Source organism: Shouchella oshimensis, from assembly GCF_004375095.1.
In the GTDB taxonomy this organism is placed as follows: domain Bacteria; phylum Bacillota; class Bacilli; order Bacillales; family Bacillaceae_D; genus Shouchella; species Shouchella oshimensis.
This window is the reverse complement of sequence record NZ_SNUX01000002.1, coordinates 146,276-164,266: the sequence shown is the minus strand read 5'-3', so window position 1 is coordinate 164,266 and position 17,991 is coordinate 146,276. Positions and strand designations below refer to the sequence as shown.

Annotated in this window: 18 protein-coding genes and 1 other annotated feature; of the genes, 2 read left to right on the top strand and 16 right to left on the bottom strand. The window is 40.3% G+C overall.

The annotated features are described in order from the left end of the window. Nucleotides 1-17: 17 nt before the first annotated feature. Entirely contained in the window at nt 18-635 is a 618-nt protein-coding gene (locus tag E2L03_RS06980) for an HAD family hydrolase (RefSeq protein WP_124741134.1), read from the bottom strand. Between the two features lie 126 nt (nt 636-761). Here E2L03_RS06980 and E2L03_RS06975 point away from each other — a divergent pair, with 126 nt between their 5' ends. Further along, nucleotides 762-2,228, top strand: coding sequence for a UDP-N-acetylmuramoyl-L-alanyl-D-glutamate--2,6-diaminopimelate ligase (locus E2L03_RS06975; protein ID WP_124741133.1), 1,467 nt, complete (start codon nt 762-764; stop codon nt 2,226-2,228). Nucleotides 2,229-2,404: 176 nt separating this feature from the next. Here E2L03_RS06975 and E2L03_RS06965 read toward each other — a convergent pair whose 3' ends face one another. Next, nucleotides 2,405-3,349, bottom strand: a complete 945-nt coding sequence (locus tag E2L03_RS06965; protein WP_124741132.1) for an HD domain-containing protein — start codon at nt 3,347-3,349, stop codon at nt 2,405-2,407. Between the two features lie 15 nt (nt 3,350-3,364). Continuing rightward, complete coding sequence (locus E2L03_RS06960; protein ID WP_134258806.1) at nt 3,365-3,922, bottom strand: isochorismatase family protein; 558 nt, start codon at nt 3,920-3,922, stop codon at nt 3,365-3,367. 147 nt (nt 3,923-4,069) lie between these two features. Between E2L03_RS06960 and E2L03_RS06955 the strand changes: the two genes are divergently transcribed. Further along, complete coding sequence (locus tag E2L03_RS06955) at nt 4,070-4,906, top strand: HAD family hydrolase (RefSeq protein WP_124741130.1); 837 nt, start codon at nt 4,070-4,072, stop codon at nt 4,904-4,906. A gap of 63 nt (nt 4,907-4,969) precedes the next feature. Here the strand turns inward: E2L03_RS06955 and E2L03_RS06950 are convergent, their stop codons facing one another. From E2L03_RS06950 to glmS, 13 genes are all read right to left on the bottom strand, one after another. Then, on the bottom strand, nt 4,970-5,518 hold the full coding sequence (locus tag E2L03_RS06950; protein ID WP_124741129.1) for a maltose acetyltransferase domain-containing protein: 549 nt from the start codon (nt 5,516-5,518) through the stop codon (nt 4,970-4,972). A 12-nt stretch (nt 5,519-5,530) separates the two neighbouring features. Further along, nucleotides 5,531-6,307 (bottom strand): DeoR/GlpR family DNA-binding transcription regulator, encoded by a 777-nt coding sequence (locus E2L03_RS06945; RefSeq protein ID WP_038476009.1) that lies wholly within the window; start codon nt 6,305-6,307, stop codon nt 5,531-5,533. 70 nt (nt 6,308-6,377) lie between these two features. Further along, entirely contained in the window at nt 6,378-7,394 is a 1,017-nt protein-coding gene (locus E2L03_RS06940; RefSeq protein WP_134258805.1) for a S66 family peptidase, read from the bottom strand. A 178-nt stretch (nt 7,395-7,572) separates the two neighbouring features. Next, nucleotides 7,573-8,784: an MFS transporter gene (locus E2L03_RS06935; RefSeq protein ID WP_134258804.1), complete on the bottom strand. Its 1,212-nt coding sequence runs from the start codon at nt 8,782-8,784 to the stop codon at nt 7,573-7,575. A gap of 9 nt (nt 8,785-8,793) precedes the next feature. Next, nucleotides 8,794-9,843 (bottom strand): ArsR/SmtB family transcription factor, encoded by a 1,050-nt coding sequence (locus tag E2L03_RS06930; protein ID WP_134258803.1) that lies wholly within the window; start codon nt 9,841-9,843, stop codon nt 8,794-8,796. Between the two features lie 208 nt (nt 9,844-10,051). Next, nucleotides 10,052-10,594: a GNAT family N-acetyltransferase gene (locus E2L03_RS06925; RefSeq protein ID WP_134258802.1), complete on the bottom strand. Its 543-nt coding sequence runs from the start codon at nt 10,592-10,594 to the stop codon at nt 10,052-10,054. Nucleotides 10,595-10,634: 40 nt separating this feature from the next. Next, nucleotides 10,635-10,862 (bottom strand) — a binding site (T-box leader). Then, a complete protein-coding gene (locus E2L03_RS06920) occupies nt 10,863-11,129 on the bottom strand; it encodes a DUF4190 domain-containing protein (RefSeq protein ID WP_134258801.1) in 267 nt (88 codons plus the stop codon). It lies immediately after the preceding feature. A gap of 27 nt (nt 11,130-11,156) precedes the next feature. Continuing rightward, entirely contained in the window at nt 11,157-11,393 is a 237-nt protein-coding gene (locus tag E2L03_RS06915) for a DUF6366 family protein (RefSeq protein ID WP_243839509.1), read from the bottom strand. A 137-nt stretch (nt 11,394-11,530) separates the two neighbouring features. Next, nucleotides 11,531-12,487, bottom strand: a complete 957-nt coding sequence (locus tag E2L03_RS06910) for a TraB/GumN family protein (protein ID WP_134258800.1) — start codon at nt 12,485-12,487, stop codon at nt 11,531-11,533. Between the two features lie 65 nt (nt 12,488-12,552). Beyond that, nucleotides 12,553-13,065: a GrpB family protein gene (locus E2L03_RS06905; protein ID WP_134258799.1), complete on the bottom strand. Its 513-nt coding sequence runs from the start codon at nt 13,063-13,065 to the stop codon at nt 12,553-12,555. A 55-nt stretch (nt 13,066-13,120) separates the two neighbouring features. Further along, entirely contained in the window at nt 13,121-14,137 is a 1,017-nt protein-coding gene (locus E2L03_RS06900) for an LCP family glycopolymer transferase (RefSeq protein WP_038475991.1), read from the bottom strand. A gap of 365 nt (nt 14,138-14,502) precedes the next feature. Beyond that, nucleotides 14,503-15,345 (bottom strand): GAF domain-containing protein, encoded by an 843-nt coding sequence (locus E2L03_RS06895; protein ID WP_367613687.1) that lies wholly within the window; start codon nt 15,343-15,345, stop codon nt 14,503-14,505. 306 nt (nt 15,346-15,651) lie between these two features. Continuing rightward, nucleotides 15,652-17,454, bottom strand: a complete 1,803-nt coding sequence (glmS, locus tag E2L03_RS06890) for a glutamine--fructose-6-phosphate transaminase (isomerizing) (protein WP_038475982.1) — start codon at nt 17,452-17,454, stop codon at nt 15,652-15,654. Nucleotides 17,455-17,991 lie beyond the last annotated feature (537 nt).

Sequence of the window (17,991 nt, the reverse complement as noted above, 5' to 3'; positions counted from 1 at the left end):
TAAGCCCCCCTTCTTTTTTATGCAAATTGAAGCAAGTCTTTAAAGGTGGTTAGCTTATAATCATGGTGATCCGATTGGCCAAACCCATAAGAAGCATAAGCAAACCGGACACCTGCATGATGAGCAGCCTTTTGATCCCCTATTGTGTCTCCTACATAGAGTGGTGCTTGCAGACCATTCCGCTCAACAATAAGCTTAATATTCTCCCCCTTAGGTAAACCAGTGCGGCCAGGGTTTTCATAGTCAGTAAAATAATGACTAAGACCGTGAGAATGAAAAAATGCCTCAATGTAACCGTCCCGACAATTACTTACAATAAAGAGCTTGTATGTATTCGATAAGGCAAGCAACACCTCTTCTAACCCATCGTAAAGAACAGCCCCCTTTTCCTTTAAAAGCGCTAATTCTTCAACACCACAAGCATCCATCAACTGCTTTTGTTCCCTTTCTGTCAACTGGGGGAATAACACCCTTGCAATTTCTGGAATTACCAATCCCATTGTACGGGTTAAATCTGCTTTTTCCACCTTTTCAATTGGAAACTCGCTTTTTCCAATGGCTTTGTTCCAGGCTTCAACAACTTGTTCCCTTGAATCCCAAAGCGTACCATCCAAATCAAAAATTATACTGTCCATTCTCTTCACCACTCCCTACACTTTCACTCTATCGGTATGATTTGTTAAAAATTGCTTTGGTTCGGATTTGCTTTTTAGCAAATTCTAAACTTAATTATACGTAATTGTTGGAAAGGGGGTAAACACATGAAACCCATTCATCTATTATTTCAATCCATCTCTCCATTACCTGCGACTGTTAATCCCGCTCAACTTATTCAAGGTGTGACAGACCGTTCATTAGACGTTCGACCTGGATACATTTTTATAGCGGTGAAAGGATACGCCTCCGATGGTCATGCTTACATCCATGACGCCATTCGAAAAGGAGCTACCATTATTGTTGGAGAAGAAACGTTAACAGACTTGCCTGTTCCTTACGTACAAGTTACGAATAGCCGACTTATACTGGCTAAATTAGCGAGCCGTTTTTATGAAAATACCAAAAAGAAGCCTATTATGATCGGTATTACTGGTACAAACGGAAAAACAACTACCTCGTTTATGCTTAAACATTTAGTCGAAACGGCTGGATATTCATGTGCCTTGTTCGGGACAGTCGTTACGATTATTAATGGGTCAGAAAGGACTTCCGACAAAAATACAACATTAGGTCCAATTGAACTTCATAAACACCTAGCTAAAAGCACAGACGATATTGTCATTATGGAAGTCTCTTCTCATGCATTAGCACAACATCGGGTTGCTGGTTTATCCTTTGATTTTGCCCTTTTTACCAATCTAAGTCACGATCATCTTGATTACCATCAGACGATGACAAATTATTTTCACGCAAAAAAAACCCTTTTTTCACTCCTCCATGTCGATGGAAAAGCGATTATTAATACGTACGACAACTGGGGAAAAAAATTGGTTGCAGAATTAGAAAATGAACCTCTTTCTTTACACACAATCGGCAGCGGGCAAGAGTTGGAAATAGCATCCATTACTCATGACTTGCCGATGAAAACAACTCTGATCCACAATGGGGAACCTGTATCATTAAATGTCCCATTAAGTGGTGAGCATAATATGTATAACGCGGCTATGGCTTTTTTAACAGCAAGACTAATGAATATAAAACAAGAAGCCATATGTAGTGCCTTCCATACCTTCAAAGGAGCACCAGGACGATTTGAAACATTTCAGCATCCAAGTGGCGCCGTGTTTGTGATAGACTATGCCCACACTGAAGACGCTTTTTCCTATTGTTTGCAAGCCATTAATCAGTTAGGCGCTACACATATTACCCACATATTCGGCTTTAGAGGTGGACGCGACACAGGAAAACGCAAAGCGATGATTCAAGCAACTGAGAAATGGAGTCAATCGATCATATTAACATTTGATGATCTAAACCAGATGACACCGGAAGAAATGCGCCGCACTTTGCATGCTATTCCTTTGGCCCACGGAAAAGTGATACCTGATCGAACAGTCGCTATCCTAAAAGCATGGCAACATGCTAAAAAAGGAGATTGGGTCTTAATTACAGGAAAAGGCCACGAACGATATAAACAACCTTTTCACTATGACGTTCACTCTGATAAAGACATGTTGGAACAATTACAAAACGGTACGCTTAAGCCTCGAAACGTCACAAAAACATCTTAACATACACCAAAGGTTCAGCTAAGCTGAGCCTTTATTAAGCGGATTCGACCACGGTGATTGATTTCATCTTCAAGCACGTGATACCAAAGAAAATAGTGATTAATGATTGTACCGTCTGGTGCACTCTCTTCATAAAGCCAATATAGCCTACAATGGCATACATTCTTTGATCAAAGTCATCGCTTCCATTTAACAGTATAGGTCTTTTCGAGTTTCTGTAACTGTCTAATTTTCATTGTGCCGTCCTTCGTCTCAACGTATGATTTCCCATTATAGAGTGGGGCTTTATTGTAGATTTTTTTAACGTTCAATAGCAATCCCTCACCTGTGAGCGTTTCACTAAATGAAAGTGTTTCTGTTCGATAAAGAAGCACATCGAGTAGCTCTTCCACTTCCTTAATTTGAGATTGCTTTAGAACGCTTAGCAATTCATCATCTGTTAACAGGTAAATGCTTGCATCATTATAGGTTTCGCAATAACGATGAACAGCTTTTGCTAACAGTTGATCTGCTGCCAGTAACAAAGGCGAGAGAAACAATCGATGATCGTTCACCATGCAGTCCATTATAAACGAGCACGTCGTTTCATCTGCCTCTACCCCTGCTTTTGTGCACTTCATAAACGGAAGAACTTCCTTAGGCAATCGATCCAAACCGCCCATCATATACATATCACGAAGGAAGCTGTCTACATGATCGAGACCGATAATGTCCCTCGTACCCGTTAAACCATTCTCTTGATTTAAGCAAGCTACTACATCTTCAACCCTAATCTTATTGTCCCTCAAGATGGTACAGATCTCTTCTGATTGAATGAGCTTTTCTGTTAATTCATGATGGTTATATCCAAGTGTTCGCTCAACAGCATGTGAAAAAGGGAGATGTCCAATATCATGCAAAATGGCTGCGGCACGTAATGCACGATCCTCATGAAAAAACCATGCTGTCAGCTTCCAAACTCCTACGGTGTGCTCGAACCTAGAGTGAGTAACAGGAGAAACCAATGAACCTGCGCCATAGTGCGCTAAATATTTTAGTCGTTTAACGGACCTCGTTTGAAAGAGCGCTTTTTCCCAAGGAAGCATGCATATGTCGGGATACAACGGCTCGTTTATGATCATTTTCTCTCCTCCCTTCTATCGATACATATGGTGATTTGGTGTAAATACCTCTTCCTGTGTTTCGCGTACAATAGAAAAATGGTCAACATTATAATGTCCATGGAGTGCATGGTTATGATGATCAACAATTTGTTGTGCCGCTAAGTATTTCGTATTTGAGGTAGAATGAGCATCGCCAACCAATGTTACGTCAAGACCATTCACTGTAGCTGTACGTACTGCCGTATCAATGCAATGTTCTGTTTTACAACCGGCAATAACAAGATGCTGCATGTCATTTTCCTTAATATGCTGAAGTAACCCTGTCTGATAAAACGCATTTGTTGCTTCTTTATCAAACACAATATCGCTCTGTTCTCTCCATAAAGAAGGATGAACCTCAAACCCATCCCCCTCCCCATTTGCAACATCTTTATCTCGAATGAAAAGAACAGGAACTCCCAGTTCACGCGCTTTTTTAATAAGGTGGTTTATATTCCCAAGCAATCGTTGTTTATCAACAACCCCTTCCTCTACTTCGCTTCCATCTACTAAATCTTTTTGCGTATCAATAATGAGTAAACCTTGTTTCACGTTAATCCCCCCATTTTTTCGGAATAAGAAGGATTCGCTAAGCAACCGATTAATTCCTTCATATACGTTTTCAAAACGAGATTTGACGAATAAGGTAAAATAAAGAGTAAGCATACGTAATGGATTTCATTCAGGGGGATAGAAAAGATGAATAACCTTTTTAAGAACGTAGATTTAGTCATTTTTGATTTGGATGGTACACTCTATGAAGATACGGATCATTTTGATTACTACGCTGACACACTTGCAAAAGAACTTTCAGAAGAGACACAAGAACGTTTCTTTACTGATTATAAAGAAATGAAAAAAGGCAATCATATTGTCTCAATTGGGAAGGCTTACGATGTTAAGAACGACTATGTCATTGAAGTAGATCCATTTAAAGGACATGTGGAAAAAGTACATCGATGGAATGGAGAAGAAGTTCCAGCTACCGAATGGGAAAACCTTTATCCATCACCTGTCAGCTACGATTTTGATCAGCTTATTGCAATTGGTGACGGCTGGTGGCTCCCTAATGTCGCTGCTCGTCATTATGGTATTTCCGATCCACAGCCAGCCTATGATGCAACAAAAGAATACATGGCAACTGAACACTTTTCTCTCACGGTTATAGAAGGTTTACGCGAAGGACTTCTTTCCTTAAAAGAGAAAAAATCGGTTGTTCTTTTGACAAATAGTACCGAGGATGATGTTGAACGGCTGCTCCACCTGTTACAGTTAGAGGGTGTGTTCCACGAAGTCATTACTTCAGCTCGAAAACCACAATATACGAAGCAACGATTCGAAGAGATTATCGCCCGTTACAACACATCACCTGAGAAAACCCTCTCTATTGGTGACAATTATTTAAATGAAATCATTCCTGCTCAAACACTCGGAATGAAATCAATCTATATCGATTTAGAAGAAGGAGCAATGACTTTCGGCGATGTAAAGGTTCGAAGCATCTCCAACCTCATTGAACAAATGAAAGAAGCGTAAAAACACAGCAAAACAAGCACTGCCGTGAACGGTGGTGCTTGTTTTCTATTATCTCAACTTATTCTAAACTGGTTTAATCACTCTCGCAGGATTCCCACCTACAACAACGTTATCTGGAACATCTTTTGTTACAACAGCACCAGAAGCAATAACGACATTGTTTCCGACGGTAACACCTGGATTGATCACAGCTCTTCCTCCTATCCAAACATGGTTACCAAATTGGACCGGCTTTCCATATTCAAGACCACTCGCTCGTTCATACGGATCAATTGGATGCGTTGCAGTATAAACATGCACCCCTGGCCCTAGCATGCAATGATCGCCAAACGTAATGGCACATACATCTAAAAATACAGCGTCATAGTTTGCAAAGAAATTTTTACCTACTTGAATATTGTAACCATAATCACATTTAAACGTGCCCTCAAATACAGGTTGACCATCGGCCTTACCAATAAGTTTAATGATTGTTTCTTCTCTTTTTCTTTGGTCATTCGTCTGATTATACGCATGCATTAATGCTCGTGCCTTCTTGCGCTCTTCACTGAGTTCTTCGTCTGCAGGATTATATAACACTCCCTGTAGCATCTTTTGTTTTTCTGTTATCAATGGCTGACACTCCTAGGATTCTGTTAATTCCACTTGAATATGGTTGCTTAAAAAACACTCTCGTAAATTTTCTGGGGGAAATTCGTTCGTAATCACGACATCAATATCTGCTAATCCAGCTGATTTATAGTAGCTTGTTTTATTAAACTTTTCATAATCAGTCAGCACATACACCCGCTTTGCTCGCTTAATTGCTTCTTTCTTAATCCGCGCATCCTCTTTATCAACAAAATAGACACCATCTTCCGTTAAACCCGCGGCCCCAATAAACGCATAATCAAAATACACATCCTCAAGCTGGCTTTTAATCGTAAACAAGTCATAAAAAAAGCGGTTTTCTTGGTTAAAGCGACCGCCTAACAAATGAAAATCTACAAACTCTTTTTTTGCTAATATTTCAGCATTATCAAGGGAATGGGTGTAGACAGCTATTTTTTTTGTAACCAATGTACTTAAACTGGCAATTGTTGTCGACACATCAAAAAAACATAAATCCTTATCTTTCAAAAGAGATGCGGCTTTTTTCGCTATCATTCTTTTTTCTCTCGATGCACGTTCTTTTCGTTCATTAAAGCCAGATTCTTTGTACTTCTCTAGCTCGCTCATTAAGAATGTCGAAGCAATTCCACCATGGGTTCGGACAGCATTCCCTTCCTCCACAAGTCGTATAATATCCCGTCGTGCTGTATCACGGGATACATCCAACAGCTGACAAACGTCTTGATTAGACAGCTTGCCTCTTTTCTTAAGCTCTGACACAATTTTAACGAGGCGCTCCTCTTGATACATGCTATCACCCCAATAAGTATATATAAGCAATTTTAAGCATTACCAAGTAATAAGTCAATAAATTCTTGTTTTACGGCATAAAGCGTTGGACAACCTTACCGTTTCCCTCTTTCAGTACAATGGTTCCATATGCACCATTCACAAGTGTCACTTGGGGAGGTAAATGCCCACAATCAAGGTCGTACAATAGAGGTACTTGTAGCGCATCGCTTAATTCTTGATAGACATCCGTATACTTGTAGCCATTCCCACTGTCCTCAGCCGAACTTCTTCCAAAAACAATTCCGCTACAATGGTCAAACCAGCCAGCATACTTCATTTGCATTAGCGTCCGTTTCATGTCTGTTGGTGAGAGCGAAACATTTTCAAAATACCATAGAAGCGGATCACCTCCAACCGTATCTTTCTGAAAAGTAGAGACATCCCCATAAGGCGTCCCTATTAAATGACGAATCGTATCCATACACCCACCGACAAGACGCCCACTTATTTCCTGATCGTTCTTATTTATTGATTTCCACTCTGTTTTTTCAGTTAAATGAAACACCCATTCGGTTGGGTTATCATGCTCCCAATGTTGCTGGAATGAAGTAGATGAATGTTGCACGATTGTTTCATGCACGTTCGTTTGCAGTACAGTCTCCCACATCGCCGTAGTTGGATCTGTTTTACTGCCTCTTAAATCAATAAAGTTAGTACCATGAGCGGTCGCTACCCCTGTTCTAAGTGTAATGGCAAGAAGGAGTGAGCTTACATCAGAATAGCCAAGAACCCACTTTTCTTGAACCTTTTCAAAATCAACGTACTCCAGCATTTCAATTAACAGTTCTCCACCCCATGGCGGAAAAATTAATGTCACGTCTGGATCACTCATTAAGTCATTAAATTCTTGTCCACGTGTGCCATCACTAGCTGACCTAACAAGGCTTTGTCTCCACGCAGAGGGGCACGTTTTCACGTTATACCCTCTTTGCTGCATACGCTCAATCGCAGCGTGCAAGAGGTGATGTAACGATTCTGGCACTCCAGAAGAGGGCGCTGTAATACCAATTTCAGCCCCTTTTTCAAAAATAGGATAACGTATCATGTCTCTAGTCTCCCTTACTATTCCTTAAAAAAAGATATTACGCCATCATATACGTATTCAACGTGCCATTGCAAGTATTTTCTGTCCACTTAAAGAAGAAATAAACCATCCATTTCGGGACGGGCGCTTCTCTCTTACACATAAACGTACGATCCACAAAGGATTGTTCATCGTCAATTTAAGCAGAATCATCAATAAATTTAAAATAAGGAAGCAACATACCAATACTAGCTGTTCCACTTATCACAAAACCAATGAATAAATATAATGGGCGAACACCCATTAGATCACCTAATGTACCACCCAATAAGATACCAAATGGCATGCTTGCCCTTATTAACAACAGCCGTATAGAAAAAACATTCCCCATAAGGTGTGTAGGCGTGATTTTCTGACAAATCGTTAAGTGGTGGATACTAAAAACCGCCATTGCCATGCCGCCAATAACTTCCGTTAGGATGGCAAGTGCAATACTTTGGTTTAACGCCAAGACAGTAAACGTCATCCCACCTACGACAAGGGCACCAAACAGCACGCGCCTACCACGGATTCGATTTACTTTTGCAACAATGATAGACCCTAGCATATAACCAATTGGAAACCCTGCCATAAAATACCCATAGTGTGCATAGGTACCTGAAAGATTGTCGATGACGTATGGAAGTGTCGTAACCATTGTGACACCTACTCCGAATTGGACAACAGTAAGAAAAACACCTAGCCATAGCATCGTTTTTTGTTTGAAGAAAAAATGATAGCCCTCTTTAAGTTCAGCTAGCCACGGCTGTCTTCTCTCTATTTGTATGGAAGGTTTTTCTTCAATAAAGAGCAATGCGACTCCACTTAAAATCAGAAGACTACAAACAACCAGTAACGTTACCGGTACACCAACTACTTCAATTACAAGCCCAGCAACTAATGGAGAGAGAAACATCATCATTCTCGCCGTACCATCTATATAAGCATTTGCTTGTTTTAATAATTCACGGTTTACGAGTGTTGGTAAAAGTGCTTGATTTGCCGGAACATAAAGCGGGGTCACTAAACCTACAATCAATTGGACTACATAGATGTGCCAAATGGCCACCTCTCCTGATGCCATCGCTAGAAGCGGCACACAAAAGACACTAGCTCTTACCCACTGACAACTAACCATGACCCATTTTTTACTCCACCGATCGATAAATGGTCCTATAAACAGTTGCAATATTAATGAAGGAATAAAATAGAGTAGCCACATACTTCCTAATGCAAGTGTTGAATCCGTTAGTTGAAAAACAATAATGGCGTTACAAAAGGTTCCAAATGCACCTCCAAGTTCTGAAACAGCATTCCCACTCCAAGACGAAACAAATGATTTATGTGTAAAAACAGACTGCTGTTTGCTCATTTGTTTCACCTATACAGGTCGTTGTAAAAAAGCTTCTAAGTCTTTTTCCATTAATGGAAATGCTTCTTTTTCTAACGTATACTTTGATTCCTTTACCGTCACTAATTTTGCAGAACGTAGCATTTTTAAATGATGATGGACAGTTGATTTTCCCAACTCAAGTAATTCCGTTATCTCCTGCAAGCTGCGATCTTTATCATAAAGTATTTTGACCATTTTCATACGTGCATCGTCGCCTAACGCTTTATATTTCTGTACGAGAAAATCAGGAAGCATATATGGATCTGCCGGCAACATACTTGCATTGGCAACCGGGTAGTAAAACACCTTAATGCCTTCTAAATCTGCTTCAATATTCCAAGGACGGTAACAGGTTTGGGGGATTAACAAGACTGTAAAAACATGAGGCTCCGGCTTATATTGAATTCCTCCTGTTGCCCATTGAACAAATGTCTCTGGTGATAGTTGCTCTTTCATTTTCACCTTTGCCTCATAATCGGTTTTTAGTATTTGTTCAACTTCCTCTTCATCCTCTTTCATCACCTGTTCATACCATTGCGAAAGCACGACAATGAGATGTTGCTTCAGTTGCAAAGCATCACCATTGACTATAAATGTAATATAGTCGGGGAAAAATGGATTTCCAGCCGACGCCTCTCGTAGTTGACTACATGCCTTTTTGTCACCATAGGATGCCAGCTTTCGAACCGCTTGGTACTCTTCCCCAATAAACGGCAGACATGTATATTTTAGTTCTACTTCTGATAATGTCTGGAGATCGCCCACAAATTCCTTCATATCGGTATAGTTCTTCCGATGAAGAAGTTGTAGCAATGCTTTCCAAGAGTTATTTTTTTGAACCAAATCGAGGTTGTCCCGTAACTCCTGTGATAAGCTAGACCTTAATTTCGTCCAATACGATGTTGGCTTGTCCAACGTGTGGAGCAACCGATTGTTTGTCACTGCAGCAATCCCTAACGCACATTCCCACAAAATGGACCGGTGTATCACCACTTCATAGGTCTTTCTTTTGCGAACCGTTGAATGTATAACGTCCATAAGCGCCTCCTAAATGACTCTATGTCTTTTATCATAATAGAGAGGTCCACTCAATTCAATAATTTTAGAATATAATATTCTATATAATTAGAATATCGCATTTCACTATCCTAAAAAACTAAACGTAAAGAAAGGTAGGACAGTGGAGAATACACCCTTATCTGTCATACCTTACTTTGTCGCCCATAGGTTTGATTTGACCATTTTCTCACACAGTACACGTTGGATTAACCATTCCGTAATAAACAAGATCTTCAAACGCACCTTCCTTATACACATGATCTTTTAAGACACCTTCTTTTGTCATTCCAGCCTTTTCCATAACCCTCCCTGATGCGGGATTTGATTTAAAATAACGAGCATACACTCGGTGTAATGCCTTCTCAGTGAAAGCAAAATCGATCATCGCTCGCAATGCTTCTGTTCCGTATCCTTTTCCCCAATACGGTTCACCAATCCAATATGCAATCTCCCCATGCTTGTGCTGATAGTTCGGATTTAACATAATCGCACCATAAAGCATGCCACTTTTTCGACACGTAACCGCCAGCTCATAACGTTTATCCTGCTCGATATTTTCCTGATGATTCTTCATCCAAAGCAGTGCATCATCTACTGTATACGGATATGGCATCGTCAACGTCGATCGATAGATGGCATAGTTGTTACAAAGTGCCGCAACATGTTCAGCCTCCTCCTCTTGAAATAACCGTAGTTTGAGCCGGTTCGTAGTCAATTCAATTACGCTCATCTAGTTTGCTCCCTTCTAATAAAGAAACCCCTATTGTCTCTTTAGAGACGATAGGGGTTTCTCCTAACGTGGTACCACTCTTTTTTATTTGTATAAACCGTATACAAACCTCATTTTTTTAACGATTGGCATCACCATCCGTCTAAGCTTACTTTTCTTTCAGCTTAGCCACTCATAAGCGACTTCAGAAGATTCATTGTCTGCCTTCCCAGCAACCGGCAGCTCTTAGCAATGTTTGCTTCCTACTCCTCTCATTCTAAGCGTTTCACTATGCAATTGAAAAAAAGACAAGAGACAGTCCACCAATAATTAACAACAACTGTAAAACAATCCCTATAACACTGCAGACAAGACCAGCACTAGCGATCCCTTTCCCTGCTTCACTTGACTGTTCGATTTGCGTAAGGGCCGATTTTGCTAAAAAAATACCAATAACGCCAACTAGTAAACCGACAAATGGTAAGATTAGTGACACAATGCCCAGGCATAAGCTTATAACAGCATTCGTGTTTGTTTTCGTTGTAGACGTTGACATAAGACAGCCTCCTTTACGTAAAGACCATTAAATGAATAGAAGTCCAAGAAGGATAACAATCATAATGCTAAAAAGAACCCCTGTCGTTTTCCACCCTAGCATTCCTATTAAATCTGTTAGCCCGCCACCGTTATGGGCATCATTCATATTTCCAAGAGGGTTTCTCTTACGCTCTTCCTGCCGTAACCACTCTCGTCTCTCTTCAGGGCCTGGATTTCCATCCGACATACTGCTTTCACTCCCCCACAAGATTTGTTTAGCCATTCGCTTTCGCTTACTCAATCCCCTTCTTTTATAGGCAAAACGGCTAGAGAATCTCTACTCAAGGGAAGCATAATACTGGTTTTGCTTATTCATATGAGGTGCCTGCACCTGACATTCCTTTTGAAAAAAGGTTTTAGCTAATAAACAAACTCAACTGTGTACCCTTCATCTTCCAGAATGGATACGATACTCGGCTCGGCTACTAAATGCAAAGAACCTACAATGACAAAGTACGTTTGGCCACTGTTTTCTTGGAGAATATCAGAAATCGTGTTGGCCATATCGTAATTGCGGACTTCATTTAACTCATAAGCATACTCGTCATCTATGTTAGAATCCTCTAGATCTTCCCAAGTCTCTATTAATCCTTCAATGTCTCCTTTAACCCAATTATCAGCCATAGTTTCAAGCTCTTCACCTGCTTCATCCATGTTCTGAAGTCTATGTTCTAATAATTGCACTTGGGTCTCCATCGAAAACCCTGACAGGACATTAAATTGCGATTCGATGCTCTCAAGTTCTCTAATTTCTTTTCCATCATCAACAGCTCGTCTTAGAAAATAGTCGTCTACACCAGCTCCTTCATCCACATCACTATCAGCAATCGAAAAGGTCAGCAACATATTCTCAACGAACCATGGCTCAAACCCCTGAACGAGCTCAACTGGCATACCATATTCAGCAAAAATGGCCTCAAGCTTCTCAAATGCTTCATCTGAGATCAGTTCATCCAAGGTTTGACCTTCTTCCAATAAGGATAGACCCGTCATCATTGTCTCAACTTCATTCTGGTCCACATCAACTAAGTCCACTTCTGGTAAGACCACATCCGCCTCTTCATAAGCCGCTTCTGTTTGCTCATTAAGGGGATAAAAATCTTCACGACCTACATGTATCGTTCCTTGTAAATAAACATCTGTATCTTCATGTTCGATTTTCCATAAAAAGCCGCCGTTTCCGTCTGTTACGCCTGCTGTTTCAACCGCCTCGTCATTTTCATCTGTTTGGGTTGCCTCATTCTCATCATCGACTCCATTACAAGCCGCCAGAAAACTTAAAGCAGCTACTGTTACCATCGTCCACTTTTTCTTCATTATGTATGCCTCCAACACGTTGTGACTGTCATTACGCTATTTACGTGCAATCGTCTACTTTTGTTTCAATTTTCACGAGATTCTACCCATCTCAATGCTTGTTTTGTCCATTCTTCTACAAGAGGTGCTTTCTTTCTTTGATATTCCTCAACACTTAACCCCAATGCCACTGACTCTTTCTTTACCACCGCATAGCGAACCGCCTCTTCCTTATGAGCAATAAGATAATCTCTAAATGATAAGTGTCCTTGAACTTCATCTGAAGCGTTTTCAAAGATATGTACATGATGAGTCCTTTTACCTTCTTCGCTTTTAAGAAAGAATCTCCTTCCCTTTATACCGTTTTCCCCCAGTGATTTATAGCCGAGAATACACAACTCTTCACCGATCGATTGAATAGACTTTACCTCTACTAGTAAATCAATCGTCGGTTTAGCGAACATCCCAGGTATAGACGTACTGCCAATATGATGGATGGCCAAGATACGATCGCCTAATACATTCTCGATTTTTTTCTTTTCACTTTCATATTGTTGTTTCCAATCCTTACAATAAGGTTTGAACTCTAACTTCCTCATCCTAGCCCTCCATTTTCGATAATCATGAAAAAAGAAGCAGATTACACCTGCTTCTTTATTGCGTCGTTGAATCAGCTTGAAGCGTGTCGTCAATTTCAAGATGATCCTTTAATGTTGTTTGAATTTCTTGTAAACTCGTCGGATCAATTCGTTCATACCAAATGCTTTGTCCTTGCGCATTGGCTTGACGAAATCCTTCCGTTTGCAGCTGCATGCTTTCAATATCATTAATTGATCCTGCATAACCGCTTAACGAGACAATGTTTCCCATTGTTAAATCCATTCTAAGGTTATGACCTACTGCTTCAAGCACATCATCAAAATTCGTTATATTGGATAGAGATGTTGATTCATTAATAACAGATTCAATGATTTGTTGTTGACGAATTCCTCTTCCTTTGTCACCGCCACCTTCAACGGATTTACGCTCTCTCGCATAAGCTAATGCCTTTGAACCATCCATTTGTGTTGGCCCTTTTGTAAAGGAATAATCTGCGTTTGTCGACGCTTCTTTAAAATCAAACTCATAGGTAACGTCTACTTCCACACCACCAAGGGCATCTATCACGTCAACAAACCCATCAAAACGAATTAACGCATAATGATCGATTGGAATATCTAATAGGTTCTCAACTGTATCCACCGCCATGCTCATTCCACCAAAGGCGTGGGCATGGTTAATCTTATCGTAAATCCCACCACCATGATAACCAATAATTTCTGTATACGTATCACGCGGGATACTCGTTAGAATAATCGAACGATCTGATTTATTAAACGTTGCCACCATTAATGTGTCTGTCCGCTCAAAGTCGTCCCCTTCGCGATAGTCACTACCGAGCAACAACATTGAAAAATTGTCTTTTCCTACATCAACAGGCTCGACTCTTAAATTCGACTTATCGCCTCGTTCTAATTGTTCATAAGAGTTAGAAGCCGTGTTGCTTACTTGACTATAGATAAACCAAAAACCAGCACCTAATGCTAGTAGCAATACTGTAGATATGAGTAATGTTATTTTTAATACTCTTCTTTTACGATTTACTTTTCTTTTCTTTTGACGAGAATCCATTAATTTTCAAGTCCCCTAACGCTAGACAGTAATTTTCAATCTAGATTCATAATCTTATCACACGACATTTGGGACACTAAATACGTTTCGCAGTTCTTACAACATTTTATGCAAGATTGAACGATCACTTTCTTTTTTCTCATAATTAACAAAAAGGGAACTGTTTCCAAAATCGAAAGGAGTAGTCGTCAACTTCTTTATCTTCCTTAACAAACCCTCTAATGAGTATTACGGCATTTTGTTATTTAGTGTAAAGGGCATAGATAACATTCAGTAACTATTTTATAAATGGTATTAAGAATTCATTCACTCTCTAGTAAAAGTAGAAAAGCAAGCCTTTCCTAAAAACTTGCTTTTCTTCAATCTTACTGTTCAGATAGCGCATAACCAAGCAAACCTAGTGCATCTTCAATGCTCTTCACATATTGAAGATCTAACGTAGACAATGCGTTAGAAATCGCTTCGTTCGCCGCTAAATGAATGGGTACGCCTGATAGCATGACAGATACCCCCATCAGATTTAAAGCTGCTACAAGACGATTTAAGTGATCAATAAATTCATCGCCTTTCACAACAATTTCCGAAATATCGATAATAATAGTTTTTATTTGCTCAGCGACAGCATAGCCCATTGTATCTTCCATAATTTTCACAGCTCTAGATGGACTAACTTTTCCTTGCAACGCAAGGATGGCAATGTCTGCTGAGATAGGAATAATTGGTACGCTCAATAAATCAATATCTTCGTGCGTTTCATCAAGTTCAATAATAAATGACAGGACATCTGCAATGGTGCGTATATACGTTACGTCTTCGCTGGTAAAATGACGTTCTTCTTCATCCATTACGCATAGCGTACCAAATGGTTTACCTGACGATCCGTATATCGAAACACCTAAAAACGCTTTTACCTGTAATTTTTCTGTTATCGGTCTTTCCGCTGTTTTTACATTTGACATTAGATTAGTAAAGTATTGAATACCCGCTTCATTTTCTAACACATACTTACAATTCGACTCTTTGTATTCAACCGACATATCATTTGTAACGATTTCCCTATCTTTATTATAGGCGTTCACAACATCCATGTAGCCCGGCTCTTTCTTGGCAATATACGCTGTATTGACATTTAGCTGCTCTGTCAAACATTTAAACAACTTATTCGATACTTCAATAAGCGAATCATGAGATTGGTAATGAGTATTCACTTCCTGCAACGCAACGTCCCCCTTCCTCTATTCTAGCTTACATAAAGTTTACTATAGTCTTAATCTAATTACGAAAATTTAACCTCATCCCACGTTTAACCTTATAATGAAAGAGACCACACTTTAATGAGGCAGCTACTGTGTAAGGATTTAATAGTGGGTCAACATCTTCTTCAACGCTTAAATAACCGCTTTCATTCATTATTGTTAAAACACCACTTTACGTATATTTGAATGTTCACTTAATCCATGATAACGAAAAACCCCTTTAGACCATCGTATCTAAAGGGGTTCACACATGCAATCCTATTCAACTGTAACACTTTTCGCTAAGTTTCTTGGCTTATCCACGTCACACCCTCTGTGCAACGCTGCATAGTACGCAATCAATTGTGTTGGTATAACGGATACCAGAGGTGCAATGCTCTCATGCACACGTGGTAACACGACTGCATCACCTTCTTGGTCAAGTCCTTCCATTGAAATGATTACAGCAGCAGCGCCTCGGCTAACCACTTCCTGTACATTTCCACGGATACTTAAATTTACATGCTCATTTGTGGCAAGAGCAATAACCGGTGTTCCATCTTCAATTAACGCAATCGTACCATGCTTAAGCTCTCCACCAGCAAAGCCTTCTGCTTGGATATAGGAGATTTCCTTAAGCTTTAACGCACCTTCTAGTGCTACGTAATAATCAGACGCACGTCCGATAAAGAAAGCATTACGCGTCACAGATAAATAATCACGGGCGATTTTTTCGAACTCGTCTTTTTGGTTACAAAGAGCTTCCATCGCGTTTGCCGCTATTCCAAGTTCTTGAATAGGATCAAAATCAAGCGTACGACCTGCTGCATATGCAGTGTCTACAGCAAGAAGTGTTAGAACAGCCATTTGCGCTGTATAAGCTTTTGTTGATGCGACAGCAATTTCTGGTCCTGCAAATGTGTGAAGCGTGAAGTCGGCTTCTCGCGATAGCGTTGAGCCTGGCACGTTCGTAATCGTTAACGTACGGTGCCCTTTTTTCTTCACATCTACAAGCACACCGCGAGAGTCTGCTGTTTCACCACTTTGAGAAATAAACACAAAGAGTGGATTTTGAGATAATAACGGCATATTGTACAAAAATTCACTTGCAATATGCACTTCTGTAGGCTTATTCGCCACTTGCTCAAGCAATTGCTTTCCGACTAGACCAGCGTGGTAGCTTGTTCCTGCCGCAATGACGTAGATACGATCTGCCTGTTGCATCGCTGCACGGATATCTGCATCTAAACGTGTAGAACCATCTTCATGTTGATATTTTTGGATAATGTTACGAATCACAATAGGCTGCTCGTCAATTTCTTTTAACATAAAATGATCGTACGTGCCTTTTTCGATGTCGCTTGCATCTAGCTCTGCTGTATAAGGTTTACGGCTTTGAACTTCTCCAGAAAGAGTCTTAATTTCAATGCTATCACGCTTAACAAGCACAAGCTCTTCATCCATAATTTCAACAAACTGATCGGTCACATTTAGCATCGCCATAGCATCAGATGCAATAACGTTTACACCGTCTCCAACACCAATAAGCAGAGGGCTTTTATTTTTTCCTACAAAAATAGTCTCTGGCTCTTCTTTATCAAGAAGCGCAATCGCATAAGAACCCTTCATCATAGAGAGTGCTTTACTTACTGCAGCTTCTGTTGTTAAGCCATCTTTAGAAAGCTGTTCAATGAACTGAACAATTACTTCCGTGTCCGTGTCACTTTGTAACTGTACATCTTGAAGATACTCACGCTTCATTTGTTGATAGTTCTCAATGACACCATTGTGAACCAGGGTAAAGCGTTCAGTAGAGCTTTGATGAGGATGGGCATTTAACTGACTTGGTACACCATGGGTCGCCCAACGTGTGTGACCAATCCCAACAGTCGTCTCAACATCCATATCAACAGCGTCACGCAATGTCGCAATCCGTCCTTTTTCTTTAAAGACATGCATGCCGTCTTCTGTACGAACTGCAATACCAGCCGAGTCATAACCACGATACTCCAGCTTTTCGAGTCCGTTCAACAAGATCTCTTTTGCATCTTCATTTCCGATGTAACCAACAATTCCACACATAGTAAATATCCTCCCGACGTGGGAGTAAATCACCGCAGGGGCAGACTTACCCCCACTCTTTGTTTTTGTATGTGTGTGCGGCTTTTGTTTTTGTACACTAAGTCACCTTACTGTTTTTTACAAAAGCTTACGGCTGTCACACGCAGCCGGAGGGAACCCGCCGATTATCGATTAGCCCTCTCCTCGTCAACTGACCTCATGTCAGTCCTGGCGCTTTTTGTATGAGTCTTATCCAACCATACAAGATTCATCATAAAGGATGAAAGAACCGTCGTCAATTATGTTCAATGGTTCTTCACAATTTTACTTTATGCGTGTGTCTTCAAAAGGTGCTTTAGGATTGCTATAATCATAACAGTAAAGGCGCTGATGACATGAATTGATGCCCTTTCACGCTTTCTACTTCACTATGGGACGATGCCTAACGACTGTGTCGCATAAGAACACCTATTACCGGAGCTAATGGCAGGTACAGAAACCACTGTGACTAGCCTGATCTACGATTAAGCCGTTTTTATTTAAAAAAGAGCATCCTCT